A 20,284-nucleotide genomic window follows, 5' to 3' on the forward strand; every position below is an offset into this window, starting at 1 on the left:
ATGAAACTCTCCCGCCTCGCCCTGACGCTGACCCTTCTGCCGGCCGGCCAACTGCTGGCCGACACCTTCGAACGCGATCAGGCCCTGAAACTTCCCGACGTGCTGATCAGCGCCAACCGTCAGGTCGAAGCGCGCAATGACAGCAGCGCCGCCAACACCGTGTTCACCCGCGAAGACATTGATCGTCTGCAACCGAGCAGCGTGACTGACTTGCTGCGTCGTGTGCCGGGTGTGCAAGTCGGGCAAACCGGCGGGCGCGGCAGTCTGCCGGGGATTTACATTCGCGGCACCAAGTCGGCCCAAAGCCTGGTGCTGGTCGACGGCCAGCGCATCGGCAACGCCACCTCGGGCGACAGCAACCTGCAACACATCAACATTGAACAGGTCGAGCGCGTGGAAGTGTTGCGCGGCTCCCGCTCGGTGATATATGGCAGCGATGCGATTGGCGGAGTGATCCAGATCTTCACTCGTCGCGGCGGCGAGCAAGGCCTGCAACCGCGAATGCACGTGGGCTTTGGCAGCCACCAGACCTGGGAACGCAGCCTCGGGCTGTCCGGCGGCGACGAGCAGACCCGATTCAACCTCGGCGCCAGCCTCGATGAAACCGCCGGCATCAATCGCACCCGCGAGTCGTATCCCAGCGATGGCGATCACGACGAGTACCGCAACCAATCGATGAGTCTGAGCCTGAGTCACGCCCTCACCGATGACATCGAAATCGGCGCCAACCTGTTGGATAACCGTGGCAAAAGTGAGTTCGACAATCCGTTCGGCCGCTTCGACATGGACACGTTCGAGTCAGTCCAGCAACAGCCCTACAGCGACTTCGCGGTGAGCAGCGTCAGCAGTTACGTCGATGCACGGATCAATGACCTGTGGAAAACCCGCGTCGAGTTCGGCCACAGCGAAAACCGCGAGAAGACTTTGGACAAGCTCAGTGACGAACAAAGCGTGTTCAACACTTACCGTGATTCGGTGAACTGGCAGAACGACCTGACCCTCGACGCGCGCAACAGCCTGATCCTCGGCGGCGACTGGTACGAGGACCGGGTCAACAGCAGCACGCCATTCGACGAGGACAGCCGCTGGAACCGTGCCGCGTTCATTCAGCATCATTACCAGGCGGATAGCTTCTCCACCGAACTGGGCCTGCGCCGCGATCAGAACCAGCAGTTCGGCGGCCAGAACAGCTGGAGCGGCACCTTCACCTTGCCGCTGAATCCGGACAACGATGTGCTGCTGACCTACAGCGAAGGCTTCCGCGCGCCGACGTTCAACGATCTGTATTACCCCGACTTCAGTAATGCGGACCTGAAACCCGAAACCTCGAAAAGCTATGAGCTGCAATGGCGCAGTCAATTGACCGACACCGCTCGCCTGGAAGCCTCGCTTTACCGTACGGACCTGGAAGACGCGATTATTTTCGGCAGTAACAACCAGCCGCAGAACGTCGCGCAGGCACGCATCAACGGTTTCGAAGCGGCGTTGAAACAGGAACTGTTCGGCTGGCAGAGCAACCTCGGCGTGGCGATCATCGACCCGCGGGATCGCGACAGCGGCCACACCCTGGCTCGGCGCGCGCGGCGGACCATGAGCCTGGATCTGGATCGGCAGTTCGACCGGCTAGGGCTCGGCGCCAGCTGGCAGGCTGTGAGCAGCAGCTATGACGATGAGAACAATCAGCAGCCGTTGGGCGGGTACGCGTTGCTGGGGTTGCGCAGCAGTTGGGAGTTGAATCGGGAGATCAAGCTTGAGCTGAAGGTCGATAACTTGCTGGACAAGGGTTACAGCCGGGCGCTGTACAGCCATGACGACAGTCAGTATGGGTACCGCGAGGAAGGTCGGGCGTGGATGTTTGGGGTGACCTGGACACCGGAATTCTAAAGACTGGCGCAGTCACCTGTGGCGAGGGGATTTATCCCCGTTCGGCTGCGAAGCAGTCGTAAACCTGTGGATGCGGTGTGACTGCAGCCATTGGCGGCCGCTTCGCAGCCCAACGGGGATAAATCCCCTCGCCACGTAAATCCCCTCGCCACAGGTCACCGGTCGGGCGCAATCACCTGGCACAACTTGGCCGTCGCATCGATCATCTGCCCGCTCGGCCGCTCCAGCCCCTTATCCGCTACCAACAGCAATTGCCCCTGCACCACCGCTGCCACCTGCGGCCAGGCTTTCCACGCATCGAGTTGCGCCTGATCACTGGCCAGAATCACCTCGGGATTGCGCTGCAAAACCGCTTCAATACTGACCTGCGGCGCCGGCAGGGTCAGGTCGGCAAAGACGTTACGAGCCCCGCACACTTCAAGCGCATCGCTGATGATCTGCCCGCCGCCAACGGTGTACAGCGGCCGATCCCAGACCTGATAAAACACCCGCAATGGCAGCTCTCGACGATAACGCTGGCGCAACGAATCCAGCCGCTGACGCAACTTCTCGGCCAATGAAACACCACGTTCCGGACGGCCGAGTTGTGAGGCAATGGCCTCAATCTGCGCAGTGAGTTGTTCGAGGTTGTGAGGTTCAGCAACGTAGGTCGGGATGTTTAACCGCTTGAGTTGCTCACGCTGGGCCGGGCCAACGCTGCCGGGCCAGAGCAACAGCAGATCGGGCTGGAGGCTGAGCAACTGCTCCATGTCCAGCTGACCATAGCGGCCAACCGAAGGCAGGTGTTTGAGCTCGGCAGGACGCTCACCGGCATCCAGCACACCCACCAGCAGGTCGGCTGAACCCAGCTCAACAACGATTTCAGAGAGCGATGGCGCGAGGCTGACAACGCGTTCGACCGCAGCCGCCGGTCCACTGACGGCCAGCAGCAAAACCGCCAGCCAGACGGGCCGCATCAGCCGAGTTGACGCGGAATACGGTAGAGGTAAAACAGCACCAGGGTCGACAGCGCCAGCAGCATCAACGGCACGGCTTCGAGGCCGACGAACACCGCCAGCGCGCCGATCCAGGCCGGCAGGCCGGCAGCCAGGAACGCCGTGCGACGCTTGGCAGCCAAGGCGATCCAGGCAGCAGGTTCTTCTGGGGTATCGAGGGCTTTTTGAGTGGCGATCAGCGCGTGTTTGTAGCCGCCAAAGAATTTCAGGCTGACAAACATCGACGCCACACCGGCGATGAAAAACGGCATCGCCAGCACCGGCAGGATCGCCTCGCTCTGGCCAAATACACCATTGATCACGAACAGCGGCACCAAGGCCAGCGCCAGGTATTGCCACCAATTGACGGACAGTCGCCGCCTGACCTGACCGCGGGTCACGCCCGGTCAGCCTCACCCTGGTGCTCGTTGCCCATCATGTGGTCGAGCTTGCTGGCCTTGGTGGCCAGGTAGAGTTTGTTGTGCGGGTTATGGCCGGTGTGCAGCGGCACGCGCTCGGCGACCACGATGCCCATGTCGGTCAAGGCTTTGACCTTGCGTGGGTTGTTGGTCATCAGACGCAGGGATTTCACGCCCAGGTGCTCCAGCATCGGCAGGCACATGGCGTAGTCGCGCTGATCGGCGGCAAAACCCAACTGTTCGTTGGCTTCAACAGTATCGGCGCCGCCATCCTGCAATTCATAGGCGCGGATCTTGTTCAGCAGGCCAATGCCGCGACCTTCCTGACGCAAGTACAGCAATACGCCACGGCCCTCACGGGCGATGGCCTGCAAGGCGGCCTCGAGTTGCGAGCCGCAGTCGCAACGCTGGCTGAACAAGGCATCGCCGGTCAGGCATTCAGAATGCAACCGGCCGAGTACCGGGGCACCATCGGCAAACTCACCCAGGCTCAGCACAACGTGCTCGCGCCCGTTTTCTTCATCGAGAAAGCCGTGCATGGTGAATTGCGCAAAAGGCGTTGGCAGCTTGGAAGCGGCGACAAAAACGACAGGCACCGGTGTGCTCCTGATCAATAAGTACTGGAGATTCGCAGACGCGGCATTGTAACAGCACGTTCCGACAGACGCTTAGGCTGAATTATGGGGCATAACAATCAAAAAGTTAGATCTCAAGCCATCACAGCCCCCCTGCGGGAGTAAGCCTGCTCGCGATTGCGGTCTGTCTTTCACCATTGATGTCGACTGATACACCGTCATCGCGAGCAGGCTCGCTCCCACAGGGTTAATCAAGCGCTGCAGGGTTCGCGCTTAGTTCGAGTCGAACGGATAGGGTTGTTTCCAGCGCTCGAAGATCGGTTTCAACTGGCCGCTTTTCACCAGTTGCTCCATGCGTTGGTCGAACAGCGCCATCAGTGTCCGGGCCTTGGGGGTCTTGGCAAAGCACAGATACAACGGCAATTCCGCAATGTGAGTGCGACGGAACTGCGTCGGATCCTTGGCCCGCTTGAGGACATAGTCGACTTCGGTCAGCGCGTCGATGTAAAAGTCGGCGCGGTTGCGGGTCAACATCGACAAAATCCCGGTACGCCGCAGTACTTCGTTATAGCGGCGTACGTTGGGCAGGTAATCCTGATAGTCGTAGCCGCGGACCCAGGCCAGTCGATAGTTGCCCAGGGTTTCCGGGGTCGGCGCGGGGTTGCTGGCCAGCCCCAGGGCATAAATGTGATCGGTATCGAAGTTCCAGTGCGGATAGAGCAGATCGCTGGACTCATCAAGATAGGAGCCGACACAGGCATCCACTTCACCGCGCTGGGCCAGGCCCATGGAGCGCACGTAAGGTTCGCTGCGGATGTCCAGCTTGACCCCCGCCGGCTCGAAGACTTCGCGCAATACATCCCAGCCCAGACCGTGGCCATCGGCGGCGGTGTAGTCTTCCCAGTCTTCGCTGGCCAGATGAATCACCGACGGCGTCGTCACTGCATCGTCCGCCTGAACGAGCGAACTGAACACCACAAAAACCATCGCCACCAACCAGCGCCGAGCCATCCCTAGTCCTCTGTTTCGCCACTCAGGCGAAAAACCAAACCAACCCCTGCATCCCCAGCCACGCAAACACCCCGGCCAATACATCATCGAGCATGATCCCGACGCCGCCATGCACATGCCGGTCGATCCAGCGAATCGGCCACGGCTTGAGGATGTCGAAGAAGCGAAACATCAAAAACCCCGCCAGCAACCAGTACCAACCTTCCGGCACCAGCCACAGGGTGATCCACATCCCGACCATTTCGTCCCAGACGATGCCTTCGTGGTCATGCACCCGCAAATCGTCGGCGACCTTGCCGCACAGCCAGAAGCCAAACAGCATGGTGATGCCGAGCATCAGCCAGTAACCCCAATCGGGCAGCATCTGCCACAACGGAATAAAGGGTAGCGCAACTAACGACCCCCAGGTGCCCGGTGCTTTTGGCAAGGTGCCCGAGCCAAAGCCGAACGCCAGGAAGTGCCACGGATTGCGCCAGACCGACGGCGGTACGAATTCCGCCGGGACCTGTTTGGGATGATCTGTCACGGTGTCTCCCGAAAATGTTGATAGCCCCGGTTCTGCGGGGTGATGTCTTGTCCGTCGGCGTCCAGCAGCACTACACCCTGCCCCGTCACAACACGGCCGACCACATGGATCGGCCAGCCATCGGCCACCAGTTTCGGTAACTCGACAGGGGGCAAGGTAAAGGCCAGCACGTAATCATCACCACCGCTCAGGGCCGCGACTTCTGCACCTGATTGACCGAGGAAGGCGACCAAAGCGTTCGACAATGGCAGCGTGTGCCGTTCAATCTGAATGCCGACCTTCGATGCCAGGGCAATATGTCCGCAGTCCGCGAGCAGCCCGTCGGAGATGTCCAGCGCCGAGGTGGCTTTGCCGCGTAGCGCCTGACCCAACGCGAGTTGCGGCTGCGGCGACCAGTAATGTGCCAGCAGCGGATCGGCGATGGTGGCTTCAGCCGTACGCTGACCGAGCACCAGCGGCAATGCCCCCGCCGCGTTACCAAGCTCACCGCCAACGCACAGCAAGTCGCCTGGCTGCGCACCACTGCGGGTCAACGCCAGACCCGCCGGCACACGACCGAACACCGTCATGGTCAGGCTCAACGGCCCACGGGTGGTATCACCGCCCACCAGCGCCACACCGCAGCGCTGCGCCATGATGTTCAAACCACGGGCGTAGGCGTCCAGCCAATCGGCGGTCACCGTCGGCAAGGTCAGGGCAAGGGTAAAGGCAACGGGAGTGGCGCCCATGGCAGCCAGATCGCTGACGGCCACAGCCAGCGAGCGCTGACCGAGCAGAAACGGGTCGCAAGGATCTGCGAAATGCACACCGGCAACCAGTGTGTCGGTAGAAATGGCCAACTGCTCCCCGGGGGGAACAGCCAGCAAGGCGCAGTCATCGCCGATCCCGAGGGCAACGCCTTCGCCGCCCTGCGCACAAGGCGCGGCGGCGAAGAAATTGCGGATCAGCTCAAACTCGCCCATGGCATCTCCAAGCGCAGGTTAGCGCTTGAACGCCTTCACTTCAGCTTCACGCAGACGCGGGGCCAGCTTGTCGAGTACACCGTTGACGAACTTGTGGCCGTCGGTGGAACCGAAGACTTTCGCCAGCTCGATACCTTCGTTGATCACAACGCGGTATGGCACGTCGACGCGCTTGAGCAGTTCCCAGGTCGACAGGCGCAGGACGGCCAGTTCAACCGGGTCCAGCTCTTCGATGGTGATGTCCAGGCACGGCGTCAGTGCAGCGTCGATCTCAGGCTTGTGGGCCGGAACGCCATGCAGGATGTCGTGAAAGTAAGCGGCATCGACATCGCTGAAATCGTTATCGACCCGAAACTGCGCTTCGATCTCGTTCAAAGATTGCTTGGCCATGTGCCATTGGTACAGCGCCTGAGTCGCAAGCTGACGGGCTTCGCGACGCTTGACGCTTTTCGATGGCTTGCCGGCATCCGCAGGCTTTGGATCGCGCGGGTTGAAACGATCGCTTTCGTCGCTAATCACTTGGCCTCCAACTGCGCCAGCAGGCTGACCATTTCCAGAGCGGACAGGGCAGCTTCAGCACCTTTGTTACCGGCCTTGGTGCCGGAACGCTCGATGGCTTGCTCGATGGAATCAACGGTCAGCACGCCAAATGCAACTGGAACGCCGAACTCCATGGACACCTGGGACAGGCCTTTGGTGCATTCGCCAGCCACGTATTCGAAATGCGGAGTACCGCCACGAATGACCGCGCCCAGGGCGATGATTGCCGCGTATTCGCCCTTCTGAGCGACTTTCTGCGCAACCAGCGGAATTTCGAAGGCGCCAGGTGCGCGGATGATGGTGATGTCGCTTTCGCTCACGCCGTGGCGAACCAGGGCATCAACTGCACCGCTGACCAGACTTTCAACGACGAAGCTGTTGAAACGGCCTACTACCAAAGCGTAGCGGCCTTTAGGGGCGATGAAGGTACCTTCGATGGTCTTCAGGGTCATTCGTTAGATCTCTTAAAGAGCCGGGACGCGTCTCGTACGCGTCCCTCAGTGATATTAGCCACGAATACACGGCCGGAAAAAACCGCATTGCTGCTCGACTACACCCCAGTGGCGAGGGGATTTATCCCCGTTGGGCTGCGTAGCGGCCCCTATTTTTGGACTGCTACACAGTCCAACGGAGGATAAATCCCCTCCCCACAATGGGTGAACACCAGCAATACGAATCTCCGGGTCATTATTCGGAGGGCACGTATTCTACAACTTCCAGATCGAAACCGGATATCGCATTAAATTTCATCGGCGCACTCATCAGGCGCATTTTGCGTACGCCCAGGTCCCGAAGGATCTGCGAACCGGCACCCACGATGCTGTAGGTGGTCGGTTTTTTCGCCGGAACGTGCTCCGCGGTTTCGCGGATATGCGCCAGTAACACATCGCCATCGAGCGGGTGACCGAGCAACAGCACCACGCCACTGCCAGCCTCGGCAACCGCGGCCATCGCGGCGCGCAGGCTCCAGCGGCCAGGCTGCTTGACCATCAACAGGTCGCGCAGCGGGTCCATGTTGTGCACCCGAACCAGGGTCGGTTCTTCCGCGCACACAGTGCCCAGGGTCAGGGCCATGTGTACGTCGCCTTCCACGGAATCACGATAGGTCACCAGGTTGAATTGGCCCAGTTCGCTGTCCAGCGGCTGCTCGGCAATCCGCTGAACGGTACGTTCGTGGATCATCCGGTAGTGAATCAGGTCGGCGATGGTGCCGATCTTGATGTTGTGTTCGGCAGCAAACGCTTCCAGTTCCGCGCGGCGGGACATAGTGCCGTCGTCGTTCATCACTTCGCAGATCACGCCGCTCGGCTCGAAACCGGCCATGCGCGCCAGGTCGCACGCCGCTTCGGTGTGGCCGGCGCGAGCGAGGGTGCCGCCGGCCTGGGCCATCAGCGGGAAGATGTGGCCGGGGCTGACGATGTCTTCAGCCTTGGCTTCTTTCGCGGCGGCCGCTTGCACGGTGCGCGCACGGTCAGCAGCAGAGATGCCGGTGGTCACGCCGGTGGCTGCTTCGATGGACACGGTGAACTTGGTGCCGAAGCCGGAACCGTTGCGTGGCGCCATCAAGGGCAGTTTCAGCAGTTCGCAGCGCTCGCGGCTCATCGGCATGCAAATCAGGCCACGGGCGTGCTTGGCCATGAAGTTGATGTGTTCAGGCTGGCAGCACTCGGCGGCCATGATCAGGTCGCCTTCGTTCTCGCGGTCTTCGTCATCCATGAGGATGACCATCTTGCCTTGGCGGATGTCTTCAACCAGTTCTTCGATGCTATTGAGCGCCACAAGGCACCCCCCTTCTTTCAAAATTGAGTTTCAGGAATTGAGGTAGCCGTTCTCGGCCAGAAAGCTTTCAGTAATGTTCCCGGACTTTGCTGGCTCTGCGGCCTTGTCGCCCAACAACAGGCGTTCCAGATAACGGGCAAGCAAGTCAACTTCAAGATTCACCCGGCGACCTGGCTGGTAAGACGCCATGATGGTTTCGCTCAGGGTGTGCGGAATGATGGTCAGCATGAACTCGGCGCCATCGACCGCGTTCACGGTCAGGCTGGTGCCGTCGACGGTGATCGAGCCTTTATGGGCGATGTACTTGGCCAGCTCTTTGGGCGCGCGGATGCGAAACTCCACAGCGCGAGCATTTTCGGTACGGGCAACCACTTCGCCCACGCCATCGACATGGCCGCTGACCAGATGCCCGCCGAGGCGAGTGGTCGGAGTCAGGGCTTTTTCCAGGTTCACCGGGCTGCCGCTTTTCAGATCATTCATGGCGGTGCAGTCGAGGGTTTCGCGACTGACGTCCGCCGCAAAGCCGTTGCCTGGCAATTCAACCGCGGTCAGGCATACGCCGTTGACCGCGATGCTGTCGCCCAGTTTGACGTCGCTCAGGTCGAGCTTGCCGGTTTCTACGTATACCCGCACATCTCCGCCTTTTGGGGTCAATGCACGAATACTGCCGATGGATTCGATGATGCCGGTAAACATGGAGTCCTCCTCGAGAACAGGGCCGTCGCGTGGCGCAGGCCCGGAATTATACGCTCGCCGCTGGCGAAGGAATGGCGATGACTCGCCAGTCATCGCCAACCGCGCGGATTTCGGTGATTTTGAGTTCAGGCGCATCCTTCATTTGCGCGAGCGGCCAATCCAGCAACGGACGCGCAGACGAACCTAAAAACTTGCCAGCGATGAAAATCTGAAACTCGTCCACCAGCCCTTGCTGAGCGAAAGCCCCGGCCAGACGCGGCCCCGCTTCGACCAACACTTCGTTGACTCCGCGATTGGCCAGTTCGACCAGCAGTTTACGCAGGTCGACCAAACCATCCTCGCCCGCAACGATCAGGCATTCCGGACCATTGGCATATTGCTCTTCGATCGCCATGCACGTGGCGACCAGCGCCGGGCCAGCCTTGAAGAACGGGGCATCCAACGGCACTCGCAGACGGCCGTCGATCAACACACGCAGCGGCAGACGGCTCATGGCCAGGGCCGTTTGCTCAGGATCCAGGCCTAGTTCATCGGCACGCACGGTGAGACGGGCATTGTCCGCCAGCACCGTGTCGGCGCCGGTCAGCACCACGCTGGCCTGAGCGCGCAGGCGTTGTACCGCCGAACGCGCCGCAGGGCCGGTGATCCATTGGCTTTCGCCGCTTTCCATCGCCGTGCGACCGTCGAGGCTCATGGCCAACTTGACCCGCACGAACGGCAAGCCGTGTTCCATGCGCTTGAGGAAACCTTCATTGAGCTTGCGCGCGTCGCCTTCCAGCACGCCGCTTTCGGTAGCGATGCCAGCCTGGGCCAGGCGCTGCATGCCACGACCGGCAACCGACGGGTTCGGATCTTGCATCGCCGCGACGACCCGAGCCACACCGGCATGTACCAGCGCATCGGCACAAGGCGGCGTCCGTCCATGGTGGCTGCAAGGTTCGAGGGTCACGTAAGCGGTGGCGCCTCGAGCCTTATCACCGGCGGCACGCAGGGCGTGGACTTCGGCGTGGGGTTCGCCGGTGCGCACGTGCCAGCCTTCGCCGACAATTTGCCCGTCACGCACGATCACGCAGCCCACCCGAGGGTTGGGGTGGGTCGTGTAATGACCTTTACGCGCCAGTTCCAGCGCGCGGGCCATGTAATGGGCGTCGAGGATGGCTTGTTCGGAAGTGGGGGTCATTCTTTCACCGGCTCTCTGGCCAGGCGATCGATCTCTTCGCGGAACTCGTTGAGGTCCTGGAAGCGCCGATACACGGAGGCGAAACGAATGTAGGCGACTTCGTCGAGCTTTTGCAGCTCGGCCATCACCAGTTCACCGACGACAAGGGATTTAACCTCTCGCTCACCGGTGGCGCGCAGTTTGTGTTTGATGTGCACCAACGACGATTCCAGGCGCTCGACACTCACCGGGCGCTTCTCCAGCGCACGCTGCATGCCGGCGCGGAGTTTTTCTTCGTCGAACGGCTGGCGGCTGCCGTCGGTTTTGATCAGGCGCGGCAACACCAGTTCGGCCGTCTCGAACGTCGTGAAACGCTCGCCGCAGGCCAGGCATTCACGCCGGCGGCGTACCTGTTCGCCCTCGGCGACCAGACGCGAGTCGATGACCTTGGTGTCGTTGGCACCGCAGAAGGGACAGTGCATGGTGGCAGGCAACAAAAAAAGGGAGGGCCATGGTAGCGCATCCCCGTGGCAAGACAAGCCATAGGGTTTGCGGTATACAGACGGGCTATAGAGCTAGATCCATGGATTTCACCTTGCTGGAGCCGAAAATGTCCCTAAGACCGCTCGTTTTGCTCAGTCTTTTCAGCCTGCTGGTGGCCTGCAGCAGCGATGCGCCCAAGCCCCAGCCGCCGACGCCAGGCCCCGCGCCACAGGCCGCGCAGAAGAAAGCCAGGGAATCGGCCAACCTCGGCCCATTGCCCGCGTATCAGCGTGAATTGAGCGGCACCCTGCAAGGCGTGCCGGCCGACGCCGAAGTCGAACTGGCGTTGCTGGTGATCGATGACAAGGGCCGCCCGCAACAATTGTTGGCCAGCTCCAGCCTGATCGGCACCAATCAGGTTCTGCCGTTTCATCTGCGATTCAATCCGGAATCCTTTCCGGTCGGTGCCCGCGTTGAACTGCGCGGCCGCGCCAGCCAGTCCGGCCAGCTAATTTTGCACCTGCCGCCGCAGATCATCACGCAGCCAACGACGCAAGTACTGGGTCAGCTGCAATTCGTCAAAGCCCCATGATTGCACCGCTCAACCTGCAACAGGCGCTAGGTGAACTGCTCGGTGACGCACAGCTGGTTGCCTGTGAATTGCCGGACACCGATCTGAAGCTTTGGCTGATCGACGGCGACAACATGGACCGCGCGTTCAGCCCGGAAGAAACCCGGCGAATTCTCCATGAGCCGCCTTATTGGAGTTTTTGCTGGGCCAGTGGGCTAGCGGTCGCCCGTTATCTCGCCCAGAACCCGCACTGGGTCGAGGGCAAACGGGTGCTGGATTTCGGTGCCGGTTCCGGGGTGGCGGGGATTGCGGCGGTGAAGGCCGGAGCGCTGGAAGTAGTGGCTTGTGACCTGGACCCGCTGGCGATTGCCGCGTGTCGGGCGAATGCCGAACTCAATGACGTACACCTTGATTACTCGACGGATTTTTTCACCGAAGCGGATCGCTTTGATCTGATTCTGGTGGCCGATGTGCTGTACGACCGGGCAAATCTGCCGTTGCTCGATGAATTCCTCAGTCGCGGGCAGCAAGCCCTGGTGGCGGATTCGCGCGTGAGGGATTTTCGCCACCCGTTGTATGAACGCATCGAGATGCTGGAAGCGATGACCCTGCCCGATCTGGCCGAGCCCGAAGAGTTTCGGCATGTGAGTCTCTACCACGCCACCCGAGCCTGATCATTCCCACGCTCCGCGTGGGAATGCAGCCCGGGACGCTCCGCGTCCCAAAGCGGACGCAGAGCGTCCATTGAGGCATTCCCACGCAGAGCGTGGGAACGATCGGCACTCTGGCTTCCGGCCACCCCCGCCAAGTCGTATAGTTGCCCCATTCACGCTTTTACGAGATCCCCCATGAGTCAGGAAACGCCGTACATCTTCGACGCCACGACTGCCGATTTCGAGCAGTCGGTGATCGAGAACTCTTTCCACAAACCGGTGCTGGTGGACTTCTGGGCCGAATGGTGTGCGCCGTGCAAGGCGTTGATGCCGATGCTGCAAACCATCGCCGAGAGCTATCAGGGCGAGTTGCTGCTGGCCAAGGTCAACTGCGACGTCGAGCCGGACATCGTTTCGCGCTTCGGCATTCGCAGTCTGCCGACGGTGGTGCTGTTCAAGGACGGTCAGCCGGTGGATGGTTTTGCCGGTGCACAGCCGGAATCCGCCGTGCGCGCGATGCTTGAACCTCACGTGCAAATGCCACCGCCGACGGCTGCCGATCCGTTTGAGCAAGCTCAGGCGCTGTTCGATGACAACCGCTTTGCCGATGCCGAAGCCATCCTCAAAGTGCTGTTGGGCGAAGACAACACCAATGCCAAGGCGCTGATTCTCTACGCTCGCTGCCTCACCGAACGTGGTGAGCTGGGCGAAGCGCAAATCGTGCTCGACGCGGTCAAGACCGATGAACACAAGGCCGCGCTGGCCGGCGCCAAGGCGCAGATCCAGTTCCTCGGCCAGGCCAAGGATTTGCCGGATGCGGCAGACCTGAAAGCGCGTCTGGCAAAAAATCCGCAGGACGATGAAGCGGTTTATCAGCTGGCGATCCAGCAACTGGCCCGTCAGCAGTACGACGCGGCGCTGGATGGGTTGCTCAAGCTGTTCGTGCGCAATCGCAGCTACAGCGAAGGCCTGCCGCACAAGACCTTGCTGCAGGTGTTCGAACTGCTGGGCAACGATCACCCGCTGGTGACCACGTACCGTCGCAAGTTGTTTGCTGCGTTGTATTAACCCGTTCCGTAGGAGCACGGCTTGCCGGCGATGGCGATCTCAGGTACGCCATCGTCGGATCGCCGCCCGCAGCAAGCTGTGCTCCTACGCTGGCTCTTGCCAGCTGTAGAGCGGCGTATCGCCGCCGCTCGTCACTTTCACATCAGCGCAATGACGCAAACGCACCAGCAAGCGTTTGCCCGACGCCGCGCTACCGGTCAAACCTTCCAACTGATCCAGCAAATCCGGCCCGCTCAATTGCCCGGCCTTGCGCAGCAAATCCTTGGCGATCTGCCACAGCGCATCATCCTGATTGACCGGTTTTGCCGGCGCTGCACCGGCCTCCGGTTTCACCACCTGCAACTGCGCACCGAGCCGTGCCCAATCGCTGTCATCCATCTCCAGCGTCAAATCCACCGGCCAGTCGCCGATGCTTCCGCGTATTCGCAACATAAGTCTGCTCCTGCACATTTCTGGCTTGCATGCTCCCATGGGACTTGTGCAACGCCAAGCAGGCGGTCAAACTCTCGGCACTTACGTTATAAGATTACATAACAAATTCTTCATTTTACTTTTCGGAGACCCGCCATGCGCCGTCTGCTTCTCGCTCTGCCGTTTGCCCTGTTGCCGCTGGCCGTCGCCCACGCTGGCGATGAACATGATCATGAACACGGCAGCCTCGGCGCCCACGAACATGGTGTCGGTCGCCTGAACGCAGCGCTGGACGGACAGACCCTGGAGCTGGAACTGGAAAGCCCGGCGATGAATCTGGTGGGTTTCGAACACGCCGCCACCACCGACGCCGACAAAGCCAAAGTCGCCGTGGTTCGTGCGCAGCTGGAGAAACCGCTGGTGCTGTTCAACCTGCCGAAAGCCGCTGGTTGCGTGGTTGCGACTCAGGAACTGGAAAGTCCGCTGTTCGGCGACAAGCCAGATGCCGACGAAGAGGCCAAGGGCGAACATCACCACGACCACAGCGAAATCCACGCTCATTATCAATTCAGCTGCTCGGCACCGGGTGCGCTGAAAACCCTGGATCTGGGCAACATCTTCAACACCTTCCCGGCGACCCAGAAGATTCAGGTACAACTGATCAGCCCGAGCGGCCAGCAAGGCGTAGAAGTGACATCCAAGGCTGCCGCCCTGAAATTCTAAATTCACCGTAGAACCAATGTGGGAGCGAGCTTTGTGGCGAGGGGATTTATCCCCGTTGGACTGCGCAGCAGTCCCATTTTTTAGGGCCGCTTCGCGACCCAACGGGGCGGTGCGACGTTTCGCTAAATCCCCTCGCCACAAAGCTCACTCCCACAGGGGTTGGTGTTGGATGTGATATTGAGACAAGTCCCCCAAAACCCATGAAATCGGCGCTATGACCCAAGCACTCATCGAACTGTCCGACCTGGGCTTCAGTTGGCCCGGTCATCCGCCGCTGCTGGATATCCCGGCGTTTCGCCTGGAACCCGGCGAAACCCTGTTCCTCAAAGGCCCCAGCGGCAGCGGCAAGACCACCCTGCTCGGGCTGCTCGGCGGTGTGCAGAAGCCCAATCGCGGCAGCATCCGATTGCTGGGCCAGGAGCTGAGAAAACTCTCAGCCGGCGCTCGTGACCGCTTCCGGGTCAATCACACCGGCTACATCTTCCAGCAGTTCAACTTGCTGCCGTTTCTTTCGGTGCGCGAGAACGTTGAGTTGCCCTGCCACTTTTCCAAACTGCGCGCCGAACGGGCGATCCAGCGTCACGGCAGCGTCGATCAGGCGGCGGCCACCCTCCTCGCCCACTTGGGTCTGAAGGACGAGAGCATCCTAAGCCGTCGCGCCGATTCGCTGTCCATCGGCCAGCAGCAACGGGTGGCCGCTGCACGCGCGTTGATCGGTCAGCCTGAATTGGTGATCGCCGACGAACCGACTTCGGCCCTGGACTACGACGCTCGCGAGAATTTCATTCGCTTGCTGTTCGCCGAATGCCGCGAAGCCGGGTCAAGCCTGCTGTTCGTCAGCCATGACCAAAGCCTGGCACCGCTGTTCGATCGCCACCTGTCGCTGGCCGATCTCAATCGCGCCGCCACCCCGTCCGAGGTCTGAGATGTATTTGTTTCGTCTAGCCATGGCCAGCCTGGCTAACCGCCGTTTCACCGCGATCCTCACCGCGTTCGCCATCGCCCTGTCGGTCTGCCTGCTGCTGGCGGTGGAACGGGTGCGCACCGAGGCCAAGGCCAGTTTCGCCAGCACCATCAGCGGCACCGACCTGATCGTCGGCGCCCGTTCCGGCTCGGTGAACCTGTTGCTGTACTCGGTGTTCCGCATCGGTAACGCCACCAACAACATCCGTTGGGACAGCTTCGAGCACTTTGCCAACAACCCGAAAGTGAAGTGGGCAATCCCGATGTCCCTCGGCGACTCCCATCGCGGTTACCGCGTGATGGGCACCACCGAGGCGTATTTCGAGCATTACCAATACGGTCATCAGCAACACCTGGAATTGGCCGACGGCCGCGCCTTCGCCACCGATCCGTTCGAAGTGGTACTCGGTGCCGAAGTGGCCGATGCGCTGCATTACAAACTCGGCGACAAACTGGTGCTGGCCCACGGTGTGGCGGTGATCAGTCTGGTCAAGCACGACGACAAGCCGTTCACCGTGGTCGGTATCCTCAAACGCACCGGCACCCCGGTGGACCGCACGTTGCACATCAGCCTCGGCGGTATGGAAGCGATTCACATCGACTGGCATAACGGTGTGCCGGCGCGCGGCAACGGTCGGATCAGTGCCGATCAGGCGCGCAACATGGACCTGACGCCACAAGCGATCACCGCGTTCATGCTCGGCCTCAACAGCAAGATTTCGACCTTCGCACTCCAGCGTGAGATCAACGAATTCCGCGGTGAACCGATGCTGGCGATCCTCCCGGGCGTGGCGCTGCAAGAACTGTGGAGTTTGATGAGCACGGCGGAAAAAGCCTTGTTCGTGGTGTCGCTGTTCGTGGTGCTGACCGGACTGATTGGCATGCTCACGGCGATCCTCACCAGCCTCAACGAACGCCGTCGGGAGATGGCGATTCTGCGTTCGGTGGGCGCCCGGCCGTGGCACATCGCGACGCTGCTGGTGCTGGAGGCGTTTGCCTTGGCGCTGTCGGGCGTGATTGCCGGTGTGGCGCTGTTGTATGTGGGCATCGCCTTGGCCCAAGGTTATGTGCAAGCCAATTACGGCTTGTACCTGCCGCTGGCCTGGCCGAGCGAATATGAATGGACGCTGCTCGGTGGCATCCTGATCGCCGCGTTGCTGATGGGCAGCGTGCCGGCCTGGCGTGCGTATCGCCAATCCCTGGCCGATGGCCTGTCGATCCGTTTATGAGGACGTTGAACATGCCCCGCGTTGTGCTTGCGCTGTTGATGCTGATCGCCTTGCCCCTGTGGGCGGCCGAGCCGAAAGACCTGACCTGGTCAGAAATGATCCCACCGGACGCCGCGCCGGAAGTGCCGAACATGACGCCGCTGCACGACCTGTCGCAAATGGGCAACGCGTTGGCCGCCGAGTCGGCCCCCGCGGCCAAGCAAGACATGCCCAATGCGCCGGTGGTGAAAAGCCTCGACGGTCAGAACATTCGGCTGCCGGGCTACATCGTGCCGCTGGAAGTGAGTGAAGAAGGTCGCACTACCGAGTTTCTGCTGGTGCCTTATTTCGGCGCCTGCATCCACGTGCCGCCACCGCCTTCGAATCAGATCGTGCATGTCAAAAGCGAAGTCGGCGTGAAGCTGGATGAGCTGTATCAGCCGTACTGGATTGAGGGTGCGTTGGAGGTGAAAGCATCCACTAGCGAATTGGCGGATGCCGGGTATCAGATGCAGGCGGACAAGATTTATGTGTATGAGCTGCCGGAGTGAAACCGGTAGTTATGGAGTGTTTGATAGATAGCCTTCGCGAGCAAGCCCGCTCCCACATTTGATCTGTGCATCAGCACAAATCCCCTGTGGGAGCGGGCTTGCTCGCGAAGAGGCAATCAGCCGCACCACAAAAAATGAGCCATCACTGTTTCATTGAGCTGAGTCAAAAGACCGTATCAGACGCCTCCGTACCATTGGACATCAAACATTTTTAACGTCCTTTGGAGCCCTCCATGCACAAGTCTTTGCTCAGCGCTTCGCTGTTTGCCCTCGCGCTCGCAGCACCGTTAGCCTACGCCCACGAAGCCGGCGATATCATCGTTCGTGCCGGTGCAATCACCGTCAACCCGACAGCCGACAGCTCCAGCGTCAAGGTTGATCAAGGTCCGCTGGCCGGTACGAACCTGGGTGGCAAGGCCACCATGAGCAGCGACACGCAGCTGGGTCTGAACTTCGCTTACATGCTCGACAGCCACTGGGGGATCGAGCTGCTGGCGGCCTCGCCGTTCGAGCATGACGTGAAGCTCAAAGGCACCGCCCTGGGCGCAGCCAACGGCAAACTCGGTTCGCTGAAACACCTGCCACCGACGCTGAGCGTTGTGTACTACCCACTGGACTCGAAGTCGGCGTTCCAGCCGTATGTCGGTGCCGGTATCAACTACACCTGGATCTACGACGAGCACGTTGGCAGCGAAGCCAGCGCCAACGGCTTCAGCAATTTCAAGGCGGATAACTCCTGGGGCATGGCGTTCCAGGTCGGCGCCGACTACATGCTGACCGACACCATCATGATCAACGCCCAGGTGCGCTACATCGATATCGACACCACCGCGACCGTAGAAAACAACGCAGTGGCACAAGGCACTCGCGCCAAGGTCGATGTGGACGTAGACCCGTTCATCTACATGGTTGGCCTGGGTTACAAGTTCTAAACCCGCCACACAAAAAAAGGCGCCTCGCAAGGCGCCTTGATCGTTCCCACGCTCCGCGTGGGAATGCAGCCCGGGACGCTCCGCGTCCCATGCCGAAGCGGACGCAGAGCGTCCATTGAGGCATTCCCACGCAGAGCGTGGGAACGATCTATCAACCTCAGCGTCCCAGCAACCGCGCCAGGCCGACACGCATCGGTGTCTGTTCCGGGCAGGTAAAGCGCTCCAGCAAACGCTGATTGTTCGCTCGCGAGTGGCGGATGTCACCGGAGCGCGCCGGGCCATAGCTCACCGGCGGCAATGGACCGACCACCGCTTCAAGGGCTTCAAGCATTTGCTTGAGGGTCGTGGCCTGGTTCCAGCCGACATTGACCGCACCGACTTCGACCTGCGGCTTCTCGATGGCTTGCACCAGCAAGTCGACCAGGTCTTCGACGTAGACGAAATCGCGAGTCTGCTCACCATCACCGAACACCGTGATCGGCAGGCCCTTCTGCGCGCGTTCGCTGAAAATGCTGATCACCCCGGAGTACGGCGAGGACGGATCCTGGCGCGGGCCGAAGATGTTGAAGAAGCGGAAAATCACCGGTTCCAGACCATGCTGGCGACGGTAAAAATCGAAGTAATGCTCGCTCGCCAACTTGTCCGACGCGTAGGGCGTCAACGGTGCCTTGGGCGTGTCTTCGTCGATCGACTCGCCTTCGCCATTGTTGCCGTAGACCGCTGCACTGGACGCATACAGCACCCGCTTGACGCCGGTCTGGCGCATGGCTTCGCAGACATTCAGCGAACCAATGAAATTGCTTTGGTGAGTCTTCACCGGGTCATCCACCGACGCCTGCACCGACGCCTGCACCGACGCCACTGCGGCCAGGTGCGCCACAGCGCTGCAACCGAGCATCGCCCGCGCCACCAGCGCAGCATCGGCGACATCGCCCACGATCAGTTCGACGCCTGGATTGTCCAGCGGCAAGTTGCTGCGTTTGCCGGTAGAGAGGTCATCGAGAATGCGCACCGAATAGCCCTTGGCGAGTAAGGCATCGGTGAGGTGCGAACCGATGAAACCGGCGCCGCCGGTGATTAAAACAGGGCCGTCAGCCATGGCGATAAAACCTATCCAGTAAGCCCGGGAGTGCCGCACGCCAGGCGCGGGGCTTGATCCCGAAAGTGTGCAGAATTTTCTTGCAGGCCAGCACCGCGTGTTGCGGTTCTTCGGCGGCGTCGGGCCGGGCGGCGTGAGCCTGGGCGGTCGGCGCTTCGATGGCCAGCGGATGCAGGGCGCGTGCTTCGGTGAGGATCGCCTGCCCAAGCGCCAGCGGCGTGGTCGCCTCATGTCCGGCGTAATGATAGGTGCCCCACAGCGGCGCCGAGCAATCGAGTTGCTTGAGGACCGAGATGATCACTCGGGCGGCGTCATCCACCGGCGTCGGATTGCCCCGACGATCATCGGCCATCAGCAATTCTTCCGGTAGTTCGGCACGACCGAGGAAACGCCCGAGGGTGCCGTCGGGGCTGTCATCCAGCAACCATCCGAATCGCAGCAACACGTGTTGCGGGCAGGTGGCGCGAACGCTTTGTTCGATCCGCCACAAGGCCTGACCGCGCAGGCCCAAGGGTACCGGCTCGTCTTTTTCGCTGTAGGCCGTCGCCCGGGAACCATCGAACACCCGATAGCTCGACGGTTGCAGCAGCACGATGTTGTGATGCTGGCACAGTTCGGCCAGACGCTCGATCGCCCGTTCCTGCCCGGCCAGACGCTGTTCGCTGACCGTCTCCGCCTGAAACCAGTCGAAGTAATAGGCGAGGTTGATCAACGCGTCTGGACGGGTGTCGTCGAGCAGTTGCGTCAGGCTCGCGGCGTCCCAGCCGTCTTGCGGTGGGCGGGGGGCGAGGAAGCCGATATCTTCCTCCGCACCGAGGCGAATCAGCGCCTGCCCAAGGGCATTTCCGCCGCCCAGTAACATAAGGCGCATTCGCATAGAGTCAGCAGGCCCAGTCTGATTGAAACAATGGCTTTATCGACACCGCTTGCGGGCGATGCCGTCGATAGTTGCAGGAATCGTTGCATTTTGCGGGTTTAGTGCGCAACCGTCATCCGTAAAGTGTAGATCCCTGAGATATGCGCCGCCTGTTCCGGCCCTTTCGCGAGCAAGCCCGCTCCCACATTGGATCTCCTGTGTACCCATAATTTGTGTCCGA

At 61.0% G+C, this 20,284-nt stretch carries 24 protein-coding genes; 9 read left to right on the forward strand and 15 right to left on the reverse strand.

The window, feature by feature from the left end:
• Nucleotides 1-1,884 (forward strand): TonB-dependent receptor domain-containing protein, encoded by a 1,884-nt coding sequence (locus tag KW848_RS17515; protein WP_218537582.1) that lies wholly within the window; start codon nucleotides 1-3, stop codon nucleotides 1,882-1,884.
• Nucleotides 1,885-2,039: 155 nt separating this feature from the next.
• On the opposite strand, the gene KW848_RS17520 is transcribed toward KW848_RS17515, so the two are convergent.
• From KW848_RS17520 to nrdR, 12 genes are all read right to left on the reverse strand, one after another.
• Nucleotides 2,040-2,840: a cobalamin-binding protein gene (locus KW848_RS17520; protein WP_218537583.1), complete on the reverse strand. Its 801-nt coding sequence runs from the start codon at nucleotides 2,838-2,840 to the stop codon at nucleotides 2,040-2,042.
• On the reverse strand, nucleotides 2,840-3,259 hold the full coding sequence (locus tag KW848_RS17525) for an MFS transporter (RefSeq protein WP_218537584.1): 420 nt from the start codon (nucleotides 3,257-3,259) through the stop codon (nucleotides 2,840-2,842). Before KW848_RS17525 ends, KW848_RS17520 begins: the two co-directional genes overlap by 1 nt.
• On the reverse strand, nucleotides 3,256-3,873 hold the full coding sequence (gene ribA / locus KW848_RS17530; RefSeq protein WP_111451202.1) for a GTP cyclohydrolase II: 618 nt from the start codon (nucleotides 3,871-3,873) through the stop codon (nucleotides 3,256-3,258). Before ribA ends, KW848_RS17525 begins: the two co-directional genes overlap by 4 nt.
• A gap of 252 nt (nucleotides 3,874-4,125) precedes the next feature.
• Complete coding sequence (locus tag KW848_RS17535) at nucleotides 4,126-4,863, reverse strand: ABC transporter substrate-binding protein (protein WP_218537585.1); 738 nt, start codon at nucleotides 4,861-4,863, stop codon at nucleotides 4,126-4,128.
• A gap of 22 nt (nucleotides 4,864-4,885) precedes the next feature.
• Complete coding sequence (locus tag KW848_RS17540) at nucleotides 4,886-5,389, reverse strand: phosphatidylglycerophosphatase A (RefSeq protein WP_008153532.1); 504 nt, start codon at nucleotides 5,387-5,389, stop codon at nucleotides 4,886-4,888.
• The gene (gene thiL, locus KW848_RS17545; RefSeq protein WP_192410790.1) at nucleotides 5,386-6,351 is read right to left on the reverse strand and encodes a thiamine-phosphate kinase; all 966 of its coding nucleotides are present in this window, start codon (nucleotides 6,349-6,351) and stop codon (nucleotides 5,386-5,388) included. The genes KW848_RS17540 and thiL overlap by 4 nt, the downstream gene beginning before the upstream one ends.
• A gap of 18 nt (nucleotides 6,352-6,369) precedes the next feature.
• Nucleotides 6,370-6,870, reverse strand: a complete 501-nt coding sequence (gene nusB, locus KW848_RS17550; RefSeq protein ID WP_008153530.1) for a transcription antitermination factor NusB — start codon at nucleotides 6,868-6,870, stop codon at nucleotides 6,370-6,372.
• Nucleotides 6,867-7,343, reverse strand: a complete 477-nt coding sequence (gene ribE / locus KW848_RS17555) for a 6,7-dimethyl-8-ribityllumazine synthase (RefSeq protein ID WP_074871273.1) — start codon at nucleotides 7,341-7,343, stop codon at nucleotides 6,867-6,869. The genes nusB and ribE overlap by 4 nt, the downstream gene beginning before the upstream one ends.
• 235 nt (nucleotides 7,344-7,578) lie before the next feature.
• Entirely contained in the window at nucleotides 7,579-8,670 is a 1,092-nt protein-coding gene (ribBA, locus tag KW848_RS17560) for a bifunctional 3,4-dihydroxy-2-butanone-4-phosphate synthase/GTP cyclohydrolase II (RefSeq protein WP_008153526.1), read from the reverse strand.
• 30 nt (nucleotides 8,671-8,700) lie between these two features.
• Nucleotides 8,701-9,366 carry a riboflavin synthase gene (locus tag KW848_RS17565; RefSeq protein ID WP_218537586.1) on the reverse strand — a complete coding sequence of 222 codons (666 nt, stop codon included), beginning with the start codon at nucleotides 9,364-9,366 and terminating at the stop codon, nucleotides 8,701-8,703.
• Between the two features lie 46 nt (nucleotides 9,367-9,412).
• Nucleotides 9,413-10,546 (reverse strand): bifunctional diaminohydroxyphosphoribosylaminopyrimidine deaminase/5-amino-6-(5-phosphoribosylamino)uracil reductase RibD, encoded by a 1,134-nt coding sequence (ribD, locus tag KW848_RS17570; protein ID WP_218537587.1) that lies wholly within the window; start codon nucleotides 10,544-10,546, stop codon nucleotides 9,413-9,415.
• Entirely contained in the window at nucleotides 10,543-11,007 is a 465-nt protein-coding gene (gene nrdR / locus KW848_RS17575; protein ID WP_003228656.1) for a transcriptional regulator NrdR, read from the reverse strand. Before nrdR ends, ribD begins: the two co-directional genes overlap by 4 nt.
• Nucleotides 11,008-11,135: 128 nt before the next feature.
• On the opposite strand from nrdR, the gene KW848_RS17580 reads away from it, so the two are divergent.
• The 3 genes from KW848_RS17580 to trxA all read left to right on the forward strand — a co-directional run bounded on the left by KW848_RS17580 (nucleotide 11,136) and on the right by trxA (nucleotide 13,300).
• Entirely contained in the window at nucleotides 11,136-11,600 is a 465-nt protein-coding gene (locus KW848_RS17580) for a hypothetical protein (protein ID WP_111451242.1), read from the forward strand.
• Entirely contained in the window at nucleotides 11,597-12,253 is a 657-nt protein-coding gene (locus KW848_RS17585) for a methyltransferase (RefSeq protein WP_192410786.1), read from the forward strand. Before KW848_RS17580 ends, KW848_RS17585 begins: the two co-directional genes overlap by 4 nt.
• A gap of 174 nt (nucleotides 12,254-12,427) precedes the next feature.
• Nucleotides 12,428-13,300 carry a thioredoxin gene (gene trxA / locus KW848_RS17590; RefSeq protein WP_218537588.1) on the forward strand — a complete coding sequence of 291 codons (873 nt, stop codon included), beginning with the start codon at nucleotides 12,428-12,430 and terminating at the stop codon, nucleotides 13,298-13,300.
• Nucleotides 13,301-13,384: 84 nt separating this feature from the next.
• Here the strand turns inward: trxA and KW848_RS17595 are convergent, their stop codons facing one another.
• Entirely contained in the window at nucleotides 13,385-13,732 is a 348-nt protein-coding gene (locus KW848_RS17595) for a hypothetical protein (RefSeq protein WP_218537589.1), read from the reverse strand.
• Between the two features lie 135 nt (nucleotides 13,733-13,867).
• Between KW848_RS17595 and KW848_RS17600 the strand changes: the two genes are divergently transcribed.
• The 5 genes from KW848_RS17600 to KW848_RS17620 all read left to right on the forward strand — a co-directional run bounded on the left by KW848_RS17600 (nucleotide 13,868) and on the right by KW848_RS17620 (nucleotide 18,088).
• On the forward strand, nucleotides 13,868-14,434 hold the full coding sequence (locus KW848_RS17600; protein WP_218537590.1) for a DUF2796 domain-containing protein: 567 nt from the start codon (nucleotides 13,868-13,870) through the stop codon (nucleotides 14,432-14,434).
• Between the two features lie 214 nt (nucleotides 14,435-14,648).
• Complete coding sequence (locus tag KW848_RS17605; RefSeq protein ID WP_218537591.1) at nucleotides 14,649-15,359, forward strand: ABC transporter ATP-binding protein; 711 nt, start codon at nucleotides 14,649-14,651, stop codon at nucleotides 15,357-15,359.
• A 1-nt stretch (nucleotide 15,360) separates the two neighbouring features.
• Entirely contained in the window at nucleotides 15,361-16,626 is a 1,266-nt protein-coding gene (locus tag KW848_RS17610) for an ABC transporter permease (RefSeq protein ID WP_024164579.1), read from the forward strand.
• A gap of 11 nt (nucleotides 16,627-16,637) precedes the next feature.
• A complete protein-coding gene (locus tag KW848_RS17615) occupies nucleotides 16,638-17,156 on the forward strand; it encodes a DUF3299 domain-containing protein (RefSeq protein ID WP_218537592.1) in 519 nt (172 codons plus the stop codon).
• 233 nt (nucleotides 17,157-17,389) lie between these two features.
• Nucleotides 17,390-18,088: an OmpW family protein gene (locus KW848_RS17620; RefSeq protein ID WP_218537593.1), complete on the forward strand. Its 699-nt coding sequence runs from the start codon at nucleotides 17,390-17,392 to the stop codon at nucleotides 18,086-18,088.
• A 157-nt stretch (nucleotides 18,089-18,245) separates the two neighbouring features.
• Here the strand turns inward: KW848_RS17620 and KW848_RS17625 are convergent, their stop codons facing one another.
• Together KW848_RS17625 and KW848_RS17630 are read right to left on the reverse strand one after the other, a co-directional pair.
• Nucleotides 18,246-19,187 (reverse strand): NAD-dependent epimerase/dehydratase family protein, encoded by a 942-nt coding sequence (locus tag KW848_RS17625; RefSeq protein WP_218537594.1) that lies wholly within the window; start codon nucleotides 19,185-19,187, stop codon nucleotides 18,246-18,248.
• Nucleotides 19,180-20,064, reverse strand: coding sequence for a sugar nucleotide-binding protein (locus KW848_RS17630; protein WP_046047341.1), 885 nt, complete (start codon nucleotides 20,062-20,064; stop codon nucleotides 19,180-19,182). Before KW848_RS17630 ends, KW848_RS17625 begins: the two co-directional genes overlap by 8 nt.
• Nucleotides 20,065-20,284: the final 220 nt, after the last annotated feature.

The organism is Pseudomonas sp. PDM25, from assembly GCF_019219045.1.
Lineage (GTDB): Bacteria > Pseudomonadota > Gammaproteobacteria > Pseudomonadales > Pseudomonadaceae > Aquipseudomonas.